An 18,247-nucleotide genomic window follows, 5' to 3' on the forward strand; every position below is an offset into this window, starting at 1 on the left:
GCGGAAGTACTTCCACTACAGAAACTTACGTTCGCTCGACCATGACTGTTACGCATGGCCGAACATTTGTTCCTGCCTACAAGAAAAGTCGGCCATCACGCTTACCACTGGCCGGCACTCCAAGACTCAAGGGGCAACTCCATGAAGCACCTCAAACGCAGCATGCTCGTGCTCGCCGTTTCCACCGCCGCCATGCAACTGGCCCAGGCCGAACCCTTCGTCAGCGACCAGGCCGACGCCAAGGGCTTCCTCGAGGACAGCCACCTCGACCTGCTGCTGCGCAACTTCTACTACAACCACGACGGCAAGAACGGCGCCGACGACCAGCGCGACTGGACCCAGGGCATCTTCGCCACCTACAGCTCCGGCTACACCCAGGGCACCGTCGGCTTCGGCGTCGACGCCTTCGGCTACCTGGGCATCAAGCTCGACGGCGGCTCCGGCACCGCCGACAGCGGCAACCTCCCGGTGGACCGCCACGGCAACCCCGAGGACGACTACGGCAAGGCCGGCGGCGCGCTGAAGGTGCGCATCTCCAGGACCGAGCTGAAATTCGGCGACATGCAGCCCACCGCCCCGGTCTTCGCCGCCGGCGGCACCCGCCTGATGCCGCAGACCGCCAAGGGCTTCGCGCTGATGAGCAGCGAGCTGCAGGGCCTGGACCTGGAAGCCGGCCACTACACCGCCGGCACCAGCCCGGTGACCACCAGCCACACCGGCGGCATCTGGGCCACCTACGCCAACGTCGAGGCCGACAGCGCCGACTTCGTCGGCGGCCGCTACGCCATCACCCCGGACCTGAGCGTGTCGCTCTACGCCGCCGAGCTGGAAGACATCTGGCGCCAGTACTACGGCAACGCCAACTACAGCCTGGCGCTGGGCGGCGACCAGTCGCTGGGCTTCGACTTCAACATCTACCGCACCAACGACTACGGCCAGGCCAAGGCCGGGCGCATCGACAACACCGCCTGGTCGTTCGCCACCGCCTACTCCTTCCTGCAGGCGCACACCCTGACCCTGGCCTTCCAGAAGGTGCAGGGCGACACCCCGTTCGACTACGTGGGCTTCGGCGACAATGGCGCGGGCGCCGCCGGCGACTCGATCTTCCTGGCCAACTCGGTGCAGTACTCCGACTTCAACGGCCCGGGCGAGCGCAGCTGGCAGGCCCGCTACGACCTGGCGATGGACACCTACGGCGTGCCCGGCCTGAGCTTCATGGCCCGCTACATCAACGGCACCAACATCAACGGCGAGCACATGGCCGCCGACAGCTCGTACCGCGGCTACGAATACGGCCGCGACGGCAGCCACCACGAAACCGACCTGGAGGCCAAGTACGTGGTCCAGTCCGGCCCGGCCAAGGACCTGTCCTTGCGCCTGCGCCAGGCCTTCCACCGCGGCAACGCCGACCAGGCCGAGGACGACAACAACGAACTGCGGCTGATCGTCGACTACCCGCTGTCGATCCTCTGAGGCGCTTCTTTCTTGGGGAAGTTGCCGCGCGATGAACGCAGCTTCCCCAAGAGTTCCCCGCAGATTGTTACGTTTTCGCTGAAGGTGTTTCCCAGGACAGGGAATTTATCTGACGCCGGCTGGTCGTTAATGTATTACCCATCCGATTCGGCCCGCCGCACAGCGGTTATTCCCGAATCCCTGCTCCTGACGTTGATTAAATCGTGATTGCTCAATTCAACGTCCTTCCAGCCGCTCCGCCAGGGGCGGCTTTTTTTTGCGACGGTGTTTCTCCTCCACCTAGCGCGGTCTTGCAGGCTGCGCCGAGGTGCTCTTCGTAGGATGGGTTGAGCTTGCGAAACCCATGCTGCCATGGCGATGGATGTCGCTTCGCTCAACGCCATCCTACGACAGCGTCGTAGAGCGTGGTCTTGCAGGCTGCGCCGAGGTGCTCTTCGTAGGATGGGTTGAGCTTGCGAAACCCATGCTGCCATGGCGATGGATGTCGCTTCGCTCAACGCCATCCTACGAGAGGCCGTGCCCTTGTCCTCGATAACCGGAACCACCGGCGCGATTTCACCCAGCTGCCGTCGTTACCAGGTATCGATGAACGACTGCCCGCCGGCCTCCGCGGGCCTGGCGCCGGAGGCGGCGTTGAGGCCGCGCAGCAGCCAGGCGCGGGTATCCGCCGGGTCGATCACCGCGTCGATCTCCAGGTAGCTCGCCATGTTCAGCGCCTTGCCGCTCTCGTAGGCCTTGGCCACCAGCTTGTCGAACAGCGCCTGGCGCGCGGCTTCGTCCGGCTGCGCGCCCAGCTCCTTGGCGAAGCCCAGCCGCACCGCGCCCTCCAGGCCCATGGCGCCGAACTCGCCGCTGGGCCAGGCGGCGGTGAACAGCGGCGCGTGGAAGCTGCCGGCGGCCATCGCCTGGGCGCCCAGGCCGTAACCCTTGCGCAGCACCACCGTGAAGAAGGGCACGCTGAGGCTGGCGGCGGTGACGAACATGCGCGAGACGTGGCGCACCGTGCCCTGCTTTTCCGCCTCGGGGCCGACCATGAAGCCGGGGGTGTCGCACAGCGAGACGATCGGCAGGCCGCGCGCCTGGCACAGCTGCATGAAGCGCGCGGCCTTGTCGCCGGCCACCGCGTCAATGGCGCCGCCCAGGTGCGCGGGGTTGTTGGCGAGCAGGCCGAACGGCTTGCCCTCGATGCGCACCAGCGCGGTGACCAGCCCGGGGGCGAACTGGCGGCGCAGCTCCAGCACGCTGCCCTGATCGGCGAGCAGCTCGATCACCCGGCGGATGTCGTAGACGCGCAGGCGGTTTTCCGGGATCACGTGGCGCAGCTCGCGCGGGTCGGCGCATTGCCAGTCGCCCGTCTCGCCCTGGAAGTACGCCAGGTACTGCTTGGCCACCCGCACCGCCTCGGCCTCGTCCTCCACCAGCACGTCGATCACCCCGTTGGGGCCCTGCACGCTGGTCGGGCCGACCTCTTCCGGCGTGTAGCTGCCCAGGCCGCCGCCCTCGATCATCGCCGGGCCGGCCATGCCGATGCTGGCGTTGCGGGTGGCGATGATCACCTCGCAGCAGCCGAGCAGGGCGGCGTTGCCGGCGAAGCAGCGGCCGGACACGACACCGACGGTCGGTACCCGCCCCGAGAGCTTCGCGAAGCTGACGAAGGTGTGGCAGTCCAGCCCGGCCACGCCGACGAAATCGGTGTCCCCCGGACGGCCGCCGCCGCCCTCGGCGAACAGCACCACCGGCAGGCGCCACTGTGCTGCCAGGGCGAGCAGGCGGTCGGTCTTCTTGTGGTTCATCACCCCCTGGGTGCCGGCGAACACCGTGTAGTCGTAGGCGATGGCCATGCAGCGCGCCGCCTGCTCGCCGAACCGCGCGGCGCCCACGGTGCCGATGCCGGCCACCAGGCCGTCGGCCGGGCTCAGCTCCAGCAGCTCCTCGGTGGAGCGGCGCCGGCGCTGCGCGGCCAGGGCCATGGCGCCGTATTCGCTGAAGCTGCCTTCGTCCAGCAGGTCCGCCAGGTTCTCCCGGGCGGTGCGCTGGCCGGTCCTGCGCCGCTTGGCCACCGCCGCGGGGCGGCGCGCATCGCTCAGGCGCTCGTGGCGTTCCCTGACCTCGGCCAGGTCGGCGCGGATGTGGGCGAGGTCGACGGCCTGCTCGCTCAGCATCGCGCCGCCCTCGACCTCGGCCGGTTCGAGGAACAGCAGCGGCTGGTCCTCGGCCAGCGCATCGCCCGGGGCCGCCGCCAACAGGCGGACGATGCCGCCGCTGCTGGCCTTGACCTCGAACTCCATCTTCATCGCCTCCAGCACGGCGACGGTCTGGCCGGCGGCCACGCTGTCGCCCTCCGCGACCGCCAGGGCCACCACCACACCGGTGCTCGGCGCGTTCAGGGCGATGGTGCCGGGCGGCGCATCGACGTTCTGGCGCCGGGTTTCGGCCACGCTGCCGGCGCCGCTGAAATAGCGGTGCGGGTGGCTCTCGCCGCGCGCGCTGAGCAGTTCGCCCAGGTGGCGCTCGACGAAGCGGGTGTCGACCTGGTTGGCGGCGACCTCCTCGCGTTGCAGCAGGTTCTGCAGCAGGTGCAGGTTGCTCGCCACGCCCTCCAGGCGGAACTCGCACAGCGCGCGGTAGGCGCGGCGCAGGGCACTGGGATAGTCGCCGGCGCTGGCGATCAGCTTGGCCAGCAGCGAGTCGTAGGCCGGGCTGACCGCATAGCCGGCGTAACCGTAGCCGTCCACCCGCAGGCCGGGGCCGGACGGCGGCTGGTAGGCGCTCAGCACGCCGGCGGCCGGCCGCGCGCTGCCGTCGGCCTGGAGCGTTTCCAGGTTCAGCCGCAGCTGTATGGCGCAGCCCCGCACGGCGGGCGGCTTGTCCAGATGAAGTTCGCCGAGCGTGGCGCCGGCGGCCAGGCGCAGTTGGGTGTGCAGCAGGTCGACGCCGGTGACCTGCTCGGTGACCGTGTGTTCCACCTGGATTCGCGGGTTGGCTTCCATGAAGTAGAAGCGCCCGTCGGCCACCAGGAATTCGAAGGTGCCCAGGCCACGGTAGTCCACCTCGCCGGCCAGGCGCAGGGCGCAGGCGATGATGGCCTCGCGCAGGCCCGCGTCCAGGCCGGGGCTGGGGGCGATTTCCACCAGCTTCTGGTGGCGGCGCTGCAGGCTGCAGTCGCGCTCCCACAGGTGGCTGACGGCGCCCGTGCCGTCGCCGAGCACCTGAATCTCGATGTGCCGGGCCTGCTCCAGCAACTGCTCCACGTACAGCGCGCCATTGCCGAAGGCGGCCTGCGCCTCGGACTGGCAGCGGGCGTAGGCCTCGGCCAGTTCCGCCGGATCGCGCACGGCGCGCATCCCCCGGCCACCACCGCCGGCCAGGGCCTTGAGCATCACCGCACCGTATTGCGCGGCGAACGCCTGCGCCTCGGCCAGCTCGATGGAGTGGTTCAGGCCGGCCACCAGCGGGGCGCCGCAGCGCTCGGCCAGGGCGCGGGCGGCGGCCTTGTCGCCGAACAGCTCCAGCACCTCGGCCGCCGGCCCGACGAAGGTCAGCCCGGCGGCCTGGCAACGGCGGGCGAACCCGGGGTTCTCGGCGAGGAAGCCGTAGCCCGGGTGCACCGCGTCGCAGCCCTGTTCGCGGGCGATGGCGATCAACTGCTCCATGTCCAGGTAGGCGGGCACGCCGCGCCCCTTGAGCGGCACGGCCAGGTCGGCCTTGCGCGTGTGCAGGCTGGCGGCATCGTCCTCGGCGAACACCGCGACGCTGCGGATGCCCAGGTCGGCGCAGGCCTGGGCGATGCGGATGGCGATTTCGCCACGGTTGGCGATCAGCAGCTTGGCGAAGGGCGGGGTCACAGCAGAGGCTCCAGTTCGTTCTTCTTGATCTTGCCGGTGGCGGTCATCGGCAGGCTTGCGACCACGCGGACCTCCGGCACCTTGTAGACGGCCATGGCCTCGCGGCACCAGGCGAGCAGGCTCTCGGCGCTTTCGCCGGCGCCCGGCTTGAGCACCACGAAGGCCACCGGCTGCTGGCCGCGGCGCTCGTCGGGGCGGGCCAGCACCGCGCTGGCGAGGACCGCCGGGTGCTGGCCGAGCAGCGCCTCCAGCTCGCTGGGGAACACGCTCATGCCGTTCACCTTGATCATCTCCTTGCGCCGGCCCAGGTAGCGGATGAAGCCCCGCTCGGTGATCTGGCCGAGGTCGCCGGTATGCAGCCAGCCGTCGCGCAGCACCTCGGCGCTGGCCTCGGGACGGTTCCAGTAGCCCTTGAGCAGCGACGGGCTGCGGATGCACAGCTCGCCTTCCGCGCCCAGGGGCAGCAGCTCGCCGGTTTCGAAATCGCAGACCTTGAAGTCGGTGCCCGGCACCGGCAGGCCGACGAAGGTCGGCGCGCTGTTGAGGTCGAAATCGTCCTGCTGGAAGCCGACGATGAAGGTGTCGCAGGTATGGGTCTCGGTCATGCCGAAGCTGGTTTCCACCAGCGTGGTGCCGGTCAGCTCGCGCCAGCGTTGGCGGTAGCTGGGCGTCAGCTTCTTGATGAAGGAAATGGCGCCCGACACCCGCAGCGAGGAGAAGTCGTATTCGCCGACCCTCGGGTGCTCCAGTACCTCGGCGGCGCTGTCGACCAGCAGGGTGCAGTGGCTGACGCGGTAGCGCTGCACGGCGGCCATGAAGGCCTCGGCGTCCCAGCGCGCCAGCAGCACCAGCCGGCAGCCGGCGAACACCGGGAACAGCAGGCCGCCGTTCTCCCCGGCGATCCAGAACTCCGGCAGGAAGTTCAGCAGTACGCTGTCCTGCTCCAGCCGGTTCGCCACCGACAGGTAGCTGGCGCAGGTGTAGAGCATGTCGCCGTGGGTATGCACGCAGCCCTTGGGCAGGCCGGTGGTGCCGCCGGTGTAGTTGAGCGCCGCCACCTCGTCGAGCCGCGCCTGGTGCTGCGGCACCGGCCCCCGGCAGGCCTCCAGGGCCGGGAGGAAGTCGACGAAGTCGTCCCCGGCCAGTTTCGGCGCCAGCAGCATGTCGGGCGGTGGCAGGCTGGGCGTGGCCGGGCACAGCTCGCTGAGGCTGGTGGCCAGCAGCCGGCGCAACGGCGTTTCACCGCGCACCTGGCGCACGACCGGCAGCAACTGGTCGAAGCACAGCAGGGTTTCGGCGCCGCTATCGTTGAGCTGGTAGCCCAGCTCCAGCGCCTTCGACAAGGGGCTGACCGGCACGTACACCGCCCCCGCGCGCAGGATGCCGTAGAAGGCGACGTGCAACTGCGGGCAGTTGGGCAGGAATACGGCGACGCGCTCGCCGGGGCGCACGCCCAGCTCGGCCAGCAACGCGGCGCAGCGATCGGCCAGGCGGTCCAGCTCGGCCCAGGCCAGGCTGTGGCCGTAGAAGTCCAGCGCGGGCGCCTCCGGCTTCAGGCGCGCCCAGGTGCGCAGGTATTCGCCAAGCGGCTGCTGCCCATGCGGGTAGTGCGGCTCGCGCGGCGTGCCGGCTGGCCAGGCGGCGGCCTGGAGGCGATGCAGCGCCTGGAGGTAACGGGCTTCGTTCATGGCGGGCACTCTTGTCGTTCTTGTTGCGCTGCATCTTAAAAAGCCGGGGAGAGCGAAAGAACTGACGCCTATTCATCGATATCCATGAACGCTATGCATGGTTGTTCCAGTGGGGGTCGCTGCTAGGCTGGAGCGGCTGGGGATAGAGGGTGATCGGCATGAATCAAGCACATGAATGGTCGACGCTCGGTCGTCTGGACCTGAACCTGTTCCGCGTCTTCGAGGTGGTCTACCGCGAGCGCAACCTGACTCGCGCGGCGGATGTCCTGCACCTGAGCCAGTCGGCGGTCAGCCACGCCCTGGCGCGCCTGCGCGAACAGATCGGCGACCCGCTGTTCGTCCGCCACGGCCGCGGCGTGGCGCCGACACCGCTGGCCGAACAGCTGGCGCCGGACATCCAGCACGCCCTGAACGGCCTGCGCCGCAGCGTGATCCGCCGCCAGGACTTCGACCCGCAGCGCGACCAGCGCACCTTCCACCTGAACATGCCCGAGCAACTGGAGCCGGTGGTGCTGCCGGGCATCCTCGACCACCTGCAGCGCACCGCCCCGCAGGTCGGCGTGCGCAGCAGCAGCGTGCACTGGGCGGAACTGAAACAGGAACTGGCCGCCGGCCGCATCGACTTCGCCATCGAAATCGCCCGCCCCACCGACGCCACCCTGCGCCACCGCCAACTGTGGCGCGACGACCTGTGCGTAATGGCCGGCCCGGCCTTCACCGGCGAACTGACGGCAGAGCGCTACCTGGCCGCCGAACACGTCGCCGTCACCTCGCGACGCCGCGGCATCTGCATAGAAGACCTGGCGCTCGGCCAACTCGGCCTGACCCGCCAGGTACGCCAGCATTGCCAGCACTACCTGTCGGCCGCGCTGCTGGTGTCGCAAAGCGATTGCCTGCTGACCATGGCCAGACGCTACGCCGAACTGCTCAACCGCGGCCTGGGCAACCGCCTGCTGCCAATGCCCCTGGAACTGCCGCCGGTGACGCTGAACCTCTACTGGTCACGGCACGCCGATGGCGAGGCCGGGAACCAGTGGCTGCGCGGGCAGTTGATGGAGGTGGTGAAGCGGATGCGTTGAGGTTGGTGGCTACGCCTAAAGCCATTTCCCGCTGACCAGCATGCTGTCGATCAGCGCCAGCCACAGCGTGGCCGGGACGTTGAGCAGTTGCAGCCAATGAAGCGCCCTGGGGCCGCGGAACGACCAGAAGGTCAAGGCTATCAAGGCCAGGGGGAGCAACTGCAGCCAGGCGAACAGTTGCCCATTCACCTCCCGATGCCAACCGCCGAACCCGATGACGAGCGCGAGCGAAAACAGCAACAGCGCGCACGCCCCATGGGCAGACGAAATCAGCCGCAAGGCCATCGGGGTGCCGGCAGGCGCGGTCTTGAAATACCAGTAGCTCGTCGAAAGCAGGATGAGGACGCAGAGCACTTCCATGGCCTTGCCTCGTGGCGGGAGAGGGATGGAGCACAGTGTGTAATTACAGGCCCGGCAACAAAAAGCCCCCGACGAGGCGAGGGCTTCTGGAAGCGGCGCAGCGCTTACTGCAGCAGCACCAGGTCGATGCCTTCGGGCTTCAGCTTGAGCAGCAGCACGTCGTAGTAGAACGCCAGCGCACCAAAGCCGACGCAGAACACCAGCATGCTCAAGGTGCCGCCAACCATGCCGTCGCGGTCGGCGATGGCGAACAGGCCGAAGATGAAGCCGAACAGGAACAGCCCGGAAAGGAGCTTGCAGACCAGCCGTACCAGGCCGCGGAAGGTGTAGAGCAGGTGGAACAGAACGGTCTTGATGGCGCGCATGGCGACCTCCGTGTCGTTGATGAAAGCGAGCGCCGAGTCCATCGGCTGAATGGGGGGATTATGCCAGAGCTGGCGGCGGTGTCGCTGCCCCAGGCTGTGCCAGAAGGGAATACTCCCCCTTTTTCGCTTTCAAGCCGTGGTATTCACCCCGGTCCCGCTGGTGCTGCTGCCGGACTCCGTCAGCGCCTCGGAGTAGGCGGCATAGGCCGTCGCCACCGCAGCGCTGGCGGTCGCAACCCGCGCCCGGGCAGCTTGCTCCTGAACCTGGCGGGCCTGCTTCTCCTCCTCGGTCTGGTTGCCGCCGCTCTGGCTGACCTTGGCTAGTTCCTGTTCGGCTTCCTGCAGTTCCTTCTGCGCCTGCTCCACCGCCTCCTTGAGTTTCTCCAGCGTGCTGTCCGAGGTGCTGCTGGAACTGCTACCGCTTTCTCCGGCGCCACCGGCCCCGCCAGCACCCTGCGCCGAACCGCTTGCATTGGTTTGGGATGTGCTCGTTGCACTAGAGGCGGTGCTGCTGTCGTCACTCGTCGACGCGGTGGCGGTGGATGAGTTTGAGGTGGAAGTGAAGCGGAGATTCATGTTGCTGACGGACGAGATGCTGGACATCGGAAGGCTCCGGATCGTGATGGATACCCGGCATGGCGGCCTTCGCAGGGAAACCTTTAGTGGGGTTTGTTAGCGGCTTGGTATCGGTTCGGATACTTCGCTTGGAAGGGGCGCGAAAGCGGAAGAGGAAAAGGAGGGTGGTCGATTCATGTGGACCGAACTCGATGCCGAAGTACGTCCGCTTTCAATTACCACCTGCGCACGCCTCAGCCTTTTTCTGCGCAGTTCTCTCGGTTGGATGCTGCTCATGCTGCTGCCACCAGAATTGACACTGCGCTGACGCGAAGCGTTTCTCCTGCGCCACCCTGGCCTGTTCCGCCTGAGCCTGGGCGAGTTGCTCGGCTTTCTGCTGTCGCAGAGCTTCTTCTTCCTGCGCTACTCGTCGGCGCAACTCGGCCTGGGCTTTTTGCGAGTCCCGTTCGGCCTGGCGCATGGCTTGCTGCAGGTAGAGGCCGGCGTCATTGAGCGCGGCCTTGATGCGCTGCTCCTGGATGTAGTCGTAAAGCAGCTTTCCGCCCCAGATACCGCCCACGATGATGAAGGCGGCCAGGATGATGGCATGGCTGGGGTCCATCGGCTGATGGGCGCGGCGGGTAGGGGCCAGCCTGCGGCCGAGACGTTCGTTGCGATCGTCTATTTCCTCGTCCATGTCGAGGCTGAGGCTTTTCAGTTGCTCGTCGATTTCGCGCTTTGCCATACCTGCCGCGTTCCTTGCCGCACTTCCTGTGATCGAACCTTGTGGATATCCCTAGCCCGCAGGGTTGGCCTGGTCGTGATCAGGGCTTGTCTGCCCGATCTCCGGCAACACTTCACCCGTGCTCAGCCACCAGCGGTAGTGCGGGTAGACCTTGCCGAGGATTTCCACCTCATCGGCGCCGACCCGCGCCCTCCCGCGTTTGATGCTGACCCAGCGGTTGTAGTCCGTGTCGCCTGCGCGCGTCAGTTCGCTCAGGTTGCTCTGGCTTATCAGTCGAAGTGCTCTCTCGGTGATGCTCATTCAAATGGTAACTGATTGTTTTGGACTATGTACAAAGCATAGGCCTGGAAGGTATTTTGACTATGTGCATGAACATAGTTCATGAGATGAGTCGTCCATAAGCCGCCATAGTGCAGCAAAGGCTATGGGTGTGGAAGAAAGCCATTAAGGAGTGGGTGTTATGAACCAACCAGACCTGAATCTCGACCTGTGCACCATCGAAGCCTTTGGCGGGATGTGTGTTTTGCCTGACGAGGTGGTAGCCGAGTGGATCGAGGCTGGCGTGTTGCCGAGTCGGAGCATTGCCGGTATCTGCCTGGTCGATCTGCGGAGGCTTTTCGCTGCGCAGCTCAGTGGCAAGCAGAGTGTTTCGACGTGTAGGAAATAGGCAGGAGCCTTGGGCGGAGGAGGGGAAGGCTGTCAGCGATCCTGTGGGCACGAAGCCACTTAGTGCGAAGCGTAAGTGCCTGATCTGTGAGTCGGGGGGATTTGAACCCGTTTTTTCCCGTGGTCGTTGATGGGCTTTTTTGGTCAATAGCAGTAAAACCGGGCCTTCAGCGGTGCCATTCAGGGCATTGGAGGCAAGTCTCAGCAAGCGATTTTGACATTTTTTCGACGTTTTTCCTCAAGCCGGCTTTCTTCATCGCTGCCACGCATGGCACATTGATGCCAATCACCGAGAAAATGGAAGCTACGCATAGGTAGCATTCAACGTTACTAGAAAGCCACCAAACGGTGGTCTCTTTGAAGAATATTGCATTTAGCAGGAGCGGAGGAAATCAAGGAAGATGAAGATTATTAAAAAGGTAGAGATTAGATATTTTCGCTCTGTTTACTCGGTCGATCTGAAAGACTTAAACGACTTAAACATCTTGGTCGGCGGAAATGACAGCGGAAAATCAAACCTTCTAAAAGCGTTAAATTTATTCTTCAATAACAAAACAGAAATTACCCAGGACTTCTATTTTCTTGATGATCTAACCAGAAAGCGCGAGCAAGAAGCCAGGGACGCAAAGGGACGCGCAACAATATGGGTAAAAGTTCACTTCATGAACTTTCTTGACTGGAAGTCCCTCCCGCAAGAATTTTCAATAAAGAAGGTTTGGAATCGTTACTCAGACCAACCGGAAACCATATACCCCAAAGGGCTTCCCATAACGGCTATTGCTAGATTCCTAAACAAAATATCCTTCCACTACATCCCCGCAATTCGGGGGCGGGATATATTCAGTCATTTTCTAACACTATTACACGATGCACTGCTGGAAGACGAAAAGGCAGGCCTGATAGATTCAACAATTGATTTAATGAACGTGCTCAACGAAAACACTTTGGAGATGAGTGATCAGATTAAAAGGGGCGTTGGCATAGATAGCAATATCCAGCCACCGACAAATCTGCGAGTACTGTTTAACGCCCTAGACTTCTCCACAGAATACAGTGGATACAACGTTCCATTGCAAAAAAGAGGAGATGGAATTCAAAGTAGACACATTCCATACATCCTTGACTTCATTGCAAAGCACACAAAGACGCATCATATATGGGCTTATGAAGAACCCGAAACTTCTCTAGAACTGGGCCCAGCTTTTGATTTAGCCAAGCAATTCAGCGAAGAATTCTGCGTAGAAAACCAAGTTTTTCTAACTACGCACTCGCCAGCATTCTATGACCTTTCCGGCCCTCTTACTTCCAAGTGGTACGTATCTCAAGAAATGCGTGAGCATGGTGTAGAAACCATAGTTGAGGAAGTTTCCTCACAGGACCTCGTAGACAGAAAGCTTGGTGTCGCAGCCCTAGTGGCAGTTAGGGCAAAAGAAGCCTTCGAGCAGATAGAGTCATTAAAAAGCACGGTCATCCGACTGGACGAAGAGTTACTCCAGCATAACATCCCCCATATAATAGTTGAGGGGGTAACCGACAAAGATATCATGGACATTGCGTTCCAGAAACTATTCCCTGGGGAGCAACCATTTTTTGAGATACTTTATGCTGATGGCGCAACAAATATTCCGCCATATCTAAAGTCCGCAAAACTTCTATCCAAAGAACTTCCTCACCCAGTCATTGGGATTTTCGACAGAGACCAAGAGGGGCGCAAGCAGATCAAGGAGTTTTCTGACGCCACGCCTATTGATCAGACCGACTTTCTAGAGGTGTCACATGATCGACGTGTATATGTTGGACTACTCCCCCTACCTGCAGGTTTTGACGAAATTCAAAGCAACATCAACATGGAGCTTGGCGGAAGCATTAGCCTGCCGGTCCCGATTGAATTCATGTTTCCTTCTAGAGTTATCGCTAGAGCATTAGCTGAGGAAGTAATTGAGTTAGAAAATCGGATAGCGAAGGCTAACGACCCCGAACTACCCGCCACCATAAACTTAAGCGAATTATTTTCAGCCCAGCTCCCAGCTGAATACTCCTATCTATCAAAAAAAGTTAAAAAAAGTTCTAAGAAGCGATTTTCTAGGTGGATTTCAAACCAGCCGGCAGAGAGCTTCGAAAGCTTCACAATACTATTTGAGCAACTCCGCTTAGTGATAGAGCTAGACATGCAGTCTTAACAATGAGAATCACCATAAGCTGAACCATGCCACAACAAAAGCTTCACAGACCAAGGATATTCCCATGCCTTTCAAAGCTTCCCTAGCGGAAATCATCGCATTCAGAGCTGCTTATATTTGCAGTAGCCCCGAATGCAACGCCCTAACTGTGGGGCCGACAACCAAAAATCCATCACTTAAAAACAAGCTTGGGGAAGCGGCACATATCTATGGAGAGAAGCCCGGCGCAGCTAGGTATAGCGCAACCCCTCCTATAAGTGTTGACGGAATAGAAAATGGCCTATGGTTGTGCGCAAGCTGCCATACGCTTATAGATAAGAACCTTGGCGCCGATTACTCTGTAAGTGAGCTACTTGAATGGAAAAAAGAGCATGAAGAAACAATATCAATCCTGTTGAGGACTCACAAAAGCCCGTTCCCTCTAATATATAGGCAATCTACTAACAGAAAAGCAGCACAAGATGCCGTGGACTTAATATCTACTAGGGGGATTTACTTCGTAGATTGCATCATCGAAAATCAAGATCATGTCATGATATCAGTCGATGAGATCAGAAAAGAAATTATTAAAATTACAAAACATATAGATTCGGACGCAAAGATAAAGAAGACCTTAACTTCCATCACCCATGCTCACCGAGAGTTCATGAACGAGCTTTCAATAAACAGAAAACTATTCGACCAACACCTAGATATTTTGCGCAATAAAGTAGGGCGGCAACTAAAAATTCTTAGAGATGACATTGGATGCGACGTTTCAGGGCCTATAACCTCCTGTATTCAATAGCTCTTTGAAAGCCTAACGATTGATCAATCGGCTCGCGAAATCTGCTTCGGTGTCTTAGCTCAGGGTTGCAAGGATTCTTTGGGCGGAACTGGTGACGTCCTGGACGTGATCAGTCGATGGGGTGGGTATCGGTAGCAGGGCTGATCGTTGAATGGTCTGCCCTGCACTCTTCTTCTACCGCCGCTTCACTGCGGGAGCGACGTGCGCAGAGAAATGGGGACAGATTTATTTACCCTACTCTAATCCTTGCAGTCCCGTGCACCCCAAGACTCAAGCATCCTGCCCAAACCCATCACCATCCGGCCTCGTCTGCCCAACCTCAGGCGCCACCTGCCCACTCGCTAACCAAAGCGCGTACTGCGGATACAAACGCACCAGCGCCTCCACCTCCTGGGTGCTGATGCGGGTTCGCTTGTCGTAGCGGACCGTTCGCCAGCGGGTGCCGCTGATCTCGGTGCGCTTCACCAGTTCGTCCAGGCCTGTCCTGTCGACAAGCGCTCTCACTCGGTCGTCTATCGAATCCATGTGAAATGGTACTTTACATTTGTAATATACAAATACCTCTATGCCTTTCGTATATTACAAAAACGGGTGAGGTAAGCCTTCTGGGTTGAGGAGCCCTGGCGCCGCTGAATCACGCCCGAATAGTGCAGCAAAAAGCCATGGAGATGGAAGAAAGCCCATAAGGGGGAGTGCTATGAGACAACCAGACCTGAATCTCGACCTGTGCACCATCGAAGCCTTTGGCGGGATGTGTGTTTTGCCTGACGAGGTGGTAGCTGAGTGGATCGAGGCTGGCGTGTTGCCGAGCCGCACTATCGCTGGCATTCGCTTGGTAGATTTGGGACGGCTGAACGCCGAACGCTTCAACGACAAGGTTTGCCGGCCAAGTGAAAGTGTTGATTAGCAAGCAGCGCTAATCGGCGTCTGTCAGGAAGTGGTGTGGAAGGAGGTTCTGATGGCCAGAAAGTTTTCTGAGCTCAAGGCTAAGATGTCGCAGCAAGCTCAGGCCCGCGTTGAGGCCAAAGCCAAGGCCTTGTTGGACGAAATGTCGTCGACGGACCAGCCAGAGCAGGAATCGCAGGCACAAAAAAAGCACTTGCGTGAGTCGCCAAGTGCCTGATCTGTCTGTTTGGTGGGGCTATAAAAAAATCTGTCCCCTTTTCGGAGCTAGCCGATAGGCTCTGAGATCACTGGAAAGCCAACGGGCCCTTAGTCCGTGCATCACGTCTTTCTGCCGTACCTTAGAGCGCACCACGATTCAGCTACCGGACGGGCAGGCAAGTCATGCATTGCGCCACACCTTCGCCAGCCATTTCATGAGGAACGGGGGCAACATCCCCGCACTCCAGAAGATCCTGGGACATTCGACGCTGACCATACGCTACGCGCACCTCTCGCTAGATCACCGCTATGCGCCTTGGGTCAATGGCTGCGGTAGCGGGCCAAGCATCTACTACCTTTCGTTTGACGCAACAAAGAAACGTGATAGATTCTAATAGGAATCTTAATAGATTCTAATTTGAGTCGAGGGCTCGGGAGGTAAGGTATGAGTGACTTTCTCAGTAGGCTGGAAGCGAAACGCAAAAAGAATTCGACAACTGAGTCGATGACCATTCGCGTAAGTGCGGAAGAAGATGCCGCGATCAAGGAGCTGGCCAATTACTACGAGTGCACGAGGCAGGACCTCATACATGAGCTAATAACCGAGTATCTGATGCCCGCATGGCAGGCGCTGCAAAGAGATCCCGTATCGGTAGCGGACTATTCAACCCAGGAGGGTAAGAGGGCTTTCTACGTTTTGAATACCAATAAGGCGAACATGGCAGCAGATCACGACTTCATGCTGGCGGAGGGCGTAGCTGCAGCCTTTGAGGACGGTTACAAAGAGAAAATCGAGCGCTTCAAGAAGGGCGACGTAATTTTCTTGTATGAGTCTGGTGTAGGTATCGTTGCCTTCGGGGAGGCGTCCGGTGAAACGCTGAAGAAGGAACACCTGGGGCGTCCTGACAAGACTTATTATCAGAAGCTTGATCGGTTTGAGCGGCTTGATGAGCCTCTTGCTCCAAAAGGTATTACTCGCGTGCTTTCTAGAAGCATCAAGTTCGTTCAAACCCTGACGGGCCTGCCGGATGGCGATGTGCTACTAAAAGCGGTGAAGAAAGCGTAGCCCTGCTGATTAGCGGAAGGGTTGGCACTCGACATTTTTTCGATGCCCAAAGAAAAACCCCTGAAAAACTCTAAGCTTTTCAGGGGTTTGTTTGGTGGAGCCGGGGGGATTTGAACCCCCGTCCGCCAGCTCTCCGCTATCGGTTCTACATGCTTAGCCATCTCTACTGAGTTAACTCCGCGCGGCCCGAGTGGCAGGGCGCTTGGAGCGAGCTGTATGAGTTTTAGCCGTTACGTCTACAGCGAACTTGGCGGCGATCCTGTTCTATCTGACAGACCTAATCTTCGGGTTTACAGGCATCCCCTAGGGTCTGCTGGCGCCCTTAGGCGGCCAGAGCGTAGTTGTCGTCGTTGGCAACTATGAATTGTGGCAGCGGATTTACGAGAACTGTCACCTACTCGGCATGCCCCTCAAGTTTTGTTACCGGCGTCGAATCCTAATCGGCCCCAGAACCTTTGAAGGTCCCGGCCAGTGTACGGCAAAGCCCCCGGCGAGTCCACCGGGGGCTCTGCAAGCCCCTGTCAGACCAGGAGTTTCAGCACGGCGGCGGCCACCGCTTCGCTCGATGCGGGGTTCTGCCCGGTGATCAGCAGGCGGTCCACTTCCACGTGGCTCTGCCAGTCGTCGGCCTTGGCGTAGCGGCCGCCCTTGGCCTTGAGTTCGCTCTGCACCAGGAAGGGCACTACGGCGGTCAGGCCCACGGCTTCTTCCTCGCTGTTGGAGAAGCCGGTGACGTGGCGGCCCTCGACCAGCGGCTTGCCGTCGCCGTTCTTCACGTGGCGCAGCACGCCGGGGGCGTGGCAGACGGCGGCGACCGGCTTGCCTGCGCTGGCGAAGGATTCGATCAGGGCGATGGAGTACTGGTCCTCGGCCAGGTCCCACAGGGGGCCGTGGCCGCCGGGGTAGAAGACGGCGTCGTAGTCGGCTTCGTTCACCTCGGCCAGCTTGCGCGTGCTGGCCAGGGCGGCCTGGGCTTCGGGGTCCTTGCGGAAGCGCTCGGTGGCCGGCGTCTGGGCGTCGGGCTCGTCGCTTTTCGGGTCCAGCGGCGGCTGGCCGCCCTTGGGCGAGGCGAGCGTCAGCTCGGCGCCGGCGTCCTTGAACACGTAGTAGGGCGCGGCGAACTCCTCCAGCCAGAAGCCGGTTTTCTTGCCGGTGTCGCCCAGTTGGTCGTGGGATGTGAGCACTACCAGGATCTTCATGGCCTCTCCTTGCATGCAGCGGTGTGTCGGCAGGCGCCGGCCGGGCGCCTGGCGGAACCGTCAGTTTAGGCGCTGCGCCGTGGCTTGCACGGCGGCGCCGGCATTCAGCGGCCGAGGGTGATGGCCAGGTAGGCGACGTAGAGCGCGCCGTTGCCCAGCAGCACCCAGGCGGCGATGCCATTGTGGCGGGCATTGAGGCGCAGCCAGAGCGCCGCGCCGAGGGTCACCAGCACCCCGGTGAGCACTTCGATGCGCGGCTGCCAGGGCGTCAGCAGGATGCCGATGGCCGGCAACAGGGTGCCCTGGAAGACCATGGCGCCGGTGATGTTGCCGAAGGCCAGGGTGTCCTTGCCGCGGCGCACCCAGAGGATGCTGTTGACCTTCTCCGGCAGCTCGGTGGCGATGGGGATGATCAGCAGCGAGAGCAGCAGGGCGGAGATGCCGAGCAGGTCGGACAGGCCCTCCACGCCGTGGATGAAGCCCTTGGCGCCGAGCACCAGCAGGGCCAGGCCCAGGGCCAGTTGCACGAGGACGGTGAAAACGTTGGTCGGCAGGCCCAGGCGCGACAGCCACATGGGGTTTTCCGCCGCGGTGCCGTGGCCGTCTTCCACCAGGTCGCGGGAGGCGCGCAGGGTGAGGGTGATGTAGCCGATGTAGGTGAGCACCAACAGCACGCTCAGGCCGATGCGGTAGCTGTGCAGTTGCGAGGGCACGAACATCGCCACCGTGGCCAGGCAGAAGGCCAGGAGGAAGAAGTTGAGGTCGCGCAGCAGGCCGCTGCGCTCGGGCACCAGGCGCCCGCGCAGGCCACGGCCGCGGAGGACGAAGCAGGCCATCAGGCAGGTGGACAGGGTGGAGAGCATCAGCGGCGCGCCGAGGATGGCGCCCACGCCCACTTCTTCGTTGAGCGAGACGTTGCTGGTGCCGGCCACCAGCGCCAGCAGCGGCACCAGGGTTTCCGGCAGGGCGGTGCCGATGGCGGCGAACAGCGAGCCGGTGACGCCTTCGGAGATGCCCAGGCGCTCGCCCAGGTGTTCCAGGGCGTTGGTGAAGAGTTCGGCGGCGATCAGGATCAGCAACAGCATGCCGAGCAGTTCGAGGACGAAGGTCAGCATGGCGCACGCTCCTCGCGGGT

At 61.7% G+C, this 18,247-nt stretch carries 18 protein-coding genes, 1 other RNA gene and 1 pseudogene; 9 read left to right on the plus strand and 11 right to left on the minus strand.

Features of this window, described 5'->3' with window-relative positions; all coding sequences use genetic code 11:
• Positions 1 to 141: 141 nt before the first annotated feature.
• On the plus strand, positions 142 to 1,473 hold the full coding sequence (locus tag PM1_RS03300; RefSeq protein ID WP_009613109.1) for an OprD family porin: 1,332 nt from the start codon (positions 142 to 144) through the stop codon (positions 1,471 to 1,473).
• A gap of 572 nt (positions 1,474 to 2,045) precedes the next feature.
• Here PM1_RS03300 and PM1_RS03305 read toward each other — a convergent pair.
• Complete coding sequence (locus tag PM1_RS03305; RefSeq protein WP_009613107.1) at positions 2,046 to 5,318, minus strand: carboxyl transferase domain-containing protein; 3,273 nt, start codon at positions 5,316 to 5,318, stop codon at positions 2,046 to 2,048.
• Positions 5,315 to 7,006, minus strand: a complete 1,692-nt coding sequence (locus PM1_RS03310) for an AMP-binding protein (protein ID WP_009613105.1) — start codon at positions 7,004 to 7,006, stop codon at positions 5,315 to 5,317. The genes PM1_RS03305 and PM1_RS03310 overlap by 4 nt, the downstream gene beginning before the upstream one ends.
• 158 nt (positions 7,007 to 7,164) lie before the next feature.
• Here PM1_RS03310 and PM1_RS03315 point away from each other — a divergent pair, with 158 nt between their 5' ends.
• Positions 7,165 to 8,085, plus strand: a complete 921-nt coding sequence (locus tag PM1_RS03315; RefSeq protein WP_009613104.1) for a LysR family transcriptional regulator — start codon at positions 7,165 to 7,167, stop codon at positions 8,083 to 8,085.
• A gap of 15 nt (positions 8,086 to 8,100) precedes the next feature.
• Here PM1_RS03315 and PM1_RS03320 read toward each other — a convergent pair whose 3' ends face one another.
• The 5 genes from PM1_RS03320 to PM1_RS03340 all read right to left on the minus strand — a co-directional run bounded on the left by PM1_RS03320 (position 8,101) and on the right by PM1_RS03340 (position 10,410).
• Positions 8,101 to 8,445: a hypothetical protein gene (locus tag PM1_RS03320; protein WP_009613103.1), complete on the minus strand. Its 345-nt coding sequence runs from the start codon at positions 8,443 to 8,445 to the stop codon at positions 8,101 to 8,103.
• Positions 8,446 to 8,549: 104 nt separating this feature from the next.
• Positions 8,550 to 8,810, minus strand: coding sequence for a hypothetical protein (locus tag PM1_RS03325; RefSeq protein WP_009613102.1), 261 nt, complete (start codon positions 8,808 to 8,810; stop codon positions 8,550 to 8,552).
• Between the two features lie 129 nt (positions 8,811 to 8,939).
• Complete coding sequence (locus PM1_RS03330; protein ID WP_009613101.1) at positions 8,940 to 9,413, minus strand: hypothetical protein; 474 nt, start codon at positions 9,411 to 9,413, stop codon at positions 8,940 to 8,942.
• 184 nt (positions 9,414 to 9,597) lie between these two features.
• Positions 9,598 to 10,110, minus strand: coding sequence for a hypothetical protein (locus PM1_RS03335; protein WP_009613100.1), 513 nt, complete (start codon positions 10,108 to 10,110; stop codon positions 9,598 to 9,600).
• A 51-nt stretch (positions 10,111 to 10,161) separates the two neighbouring features.
• Complete coding sequence (locus tag PM1_RS03340; RefSeq protein WP_009613099.1) at positions 10,162 to 10,410, minus strand: hypothetical protein; 249 nt, start codon at positions 10,408 to 10,410, stop codon at positions 10,162 to 10,164.
• 160 nt (positions 10,411 to 10,570) lie between these two features.
• On the opposite strand from PM1_RS03340, the gene PM1_RS03345 reads away from it, so the two are divergent.
• The 3 genes from PM1_RS03345 to PM1_RS03355 all read left to right on the plus strand — a co-directional run bounded on the left by PM1_RS03345 (position 10,571) and on the right by PM1_RS03355 (position 13,743).
• On the plus strand, positions 10,571 to 10,777 hold the full coding sequence (locus PM1_RS03345; RefSeq protein WP_009613098.1) for a hypothetical protein: 207 nt from the start codon (positions 10,571 to 10,573) through the stop codon (positions 10,775 to 10,777).
• Positions 10,778 to 11,177: 400 nt separating this feature from the next.
• Positions 11,178 to 12,956: an ATP-dependent nuclease gene (locus tag PM1_RS03350; protein ID WP_009613097.1), complete on the plus strand. Its 1,779-nt coding sequence runs from the start codon at positions 11,178 to 11,180 to the stop codon at positions 12,954 to 12,956.
• Positions 12,957 to 13,020: 64 nt separating this feature from the next.
• Entirely contained in the window at positions 13,021 to 13,743 is a 723-nt protein-coding gene (locus PM1_RS03355; protein ID WP_009613094.1) for an HNH endonuclease, read from the plus strand.
• A 270-nt stretch (positions 13,744 to 14,013) separates the two neighbouring features.
• Here the strand turns inward: PM1_RS03355 and PM1_RS03360 are convergent, their stop codons facing one another.
• Positions 14,014 to 14,268, minus strand: a complete 255-nt coding sequence (locus PM1_RS03360) for a hypothetical protein (RefSeq protein WP_009613092.1) — start codon at positions 14,266 to 14,268, stop codon at positions 14,014 to 14,016.
• Positions 14,269 to 14,440: 172 nt separating this feature from the next.
• On the opposite strand from PM1_RS03360, the gene PM1_RS03365 reads away from it, so the two are divergent.
• From PM1_RS03365 to PM1_RS03380, 4 genes and pseudogenes are all read left to right on the plus strand, one after another.
• Positions 14,441 to 14,650 carry a hypothetical protein gene (locus tag PM1_RS03365; RefSeq protein ID WP_009613090.1) on the plus strand — a complete coding sequence of 70 codons (210 nt, stop codon included), beginning with the start codon at positions 14,441 to 14,443 and terminating at the stop codon, positions 14,648 to 14,650.
• Between the two features lie 51 nt (positions 14,651 to 14,701).
• Positions 14,702 to 14,866, plus strand: coding sequence for a hypothetical protein (locus PM1_RS03370; RefSeq protein ID WP_024128097.1), 165 nt, complete (start codon positions 14,702 to 14,704; stop codon positions 14,864 to 14,866).
• A gap of 97 nt (positions 14,867 to 14,963) precedes the next feature.
• A pseudogene (locus PM1_RS03375) lies at positions 14,964 to 15,242 on the plus strand (tyrosine-type recombinase/integrase); the annotation flags it as partial.
• Positions 15,243 to 15,292: 50 nt separating this feature from the next.
• Positions 15,293 to 15,913: a hypothetical protein gene (locus PM1_RS03380; protein ID WP_009613089.1), complete on the plus strand. Its 621-nt coding sequence runs from the start codon at positions 15,293 to 15,295 to the stop codon at positions 15,911 to 15,913.
• A gap of 92 nt (positions 15,914 to 16,005) precedes the next feature.
• On the opposite strand, the gene ssrA is transcribed toward PM1_RS03380, so the two are convergent.
• The 3 genes from ssrA to PM1_RS03395 all read right to left on the minus strand — a co-directional run bounded on the left by ssrA (position 16,006) and on the right by PM1_RS03395 (position 18,227).
• Positions 16,006 to 16,361: a transfer-messenger RNA gene (gene ssrA, locus PM1_RS03385) on the minus strand.
• A 73-nt stretch (positions 16,362 to 16,434) separates the two neighbouring features.
• Entirely contained in the window at positions 16,435 to 17,112 is a 678-nt protein-coding gene (locus PM1_RS03390; protein WP_009613088.1) for a type 1 glutamine amidotransferase domain-containing protein, read from the minus strand.
• A 104-nt stretch (positions 17,113 to 17,216) separates the two neighbouring features.
• The gene (locus PM1_RS03395; RefSeq protein ID WP_009613087.1) at positions 17,217 to 18,227 is read right to left on the minus strand and encodes a sodium:calcium antiporter; all 1,011 of its coding nucleotides are present in this window, start codon (positions 18,225 to 18,227) and stop codon (positions 17,217 to 17,219) included.
• Between the last annotated feature and the right edge of the window lie 20 nt (positions 18,228 to 18,247).

Origin of the sequence: Pseudomonas sp. M1 (assembly GCF_022760135.1) — a bacterium.
In the GTDB taxonomy this organism is placed as follows: Bacteria; Pseudomonadota; Gammaproteobacteria; order Pseudomonadales; family Pseudomonadaceae; genus Pseudomonas; species Pseudomonas citronellolis.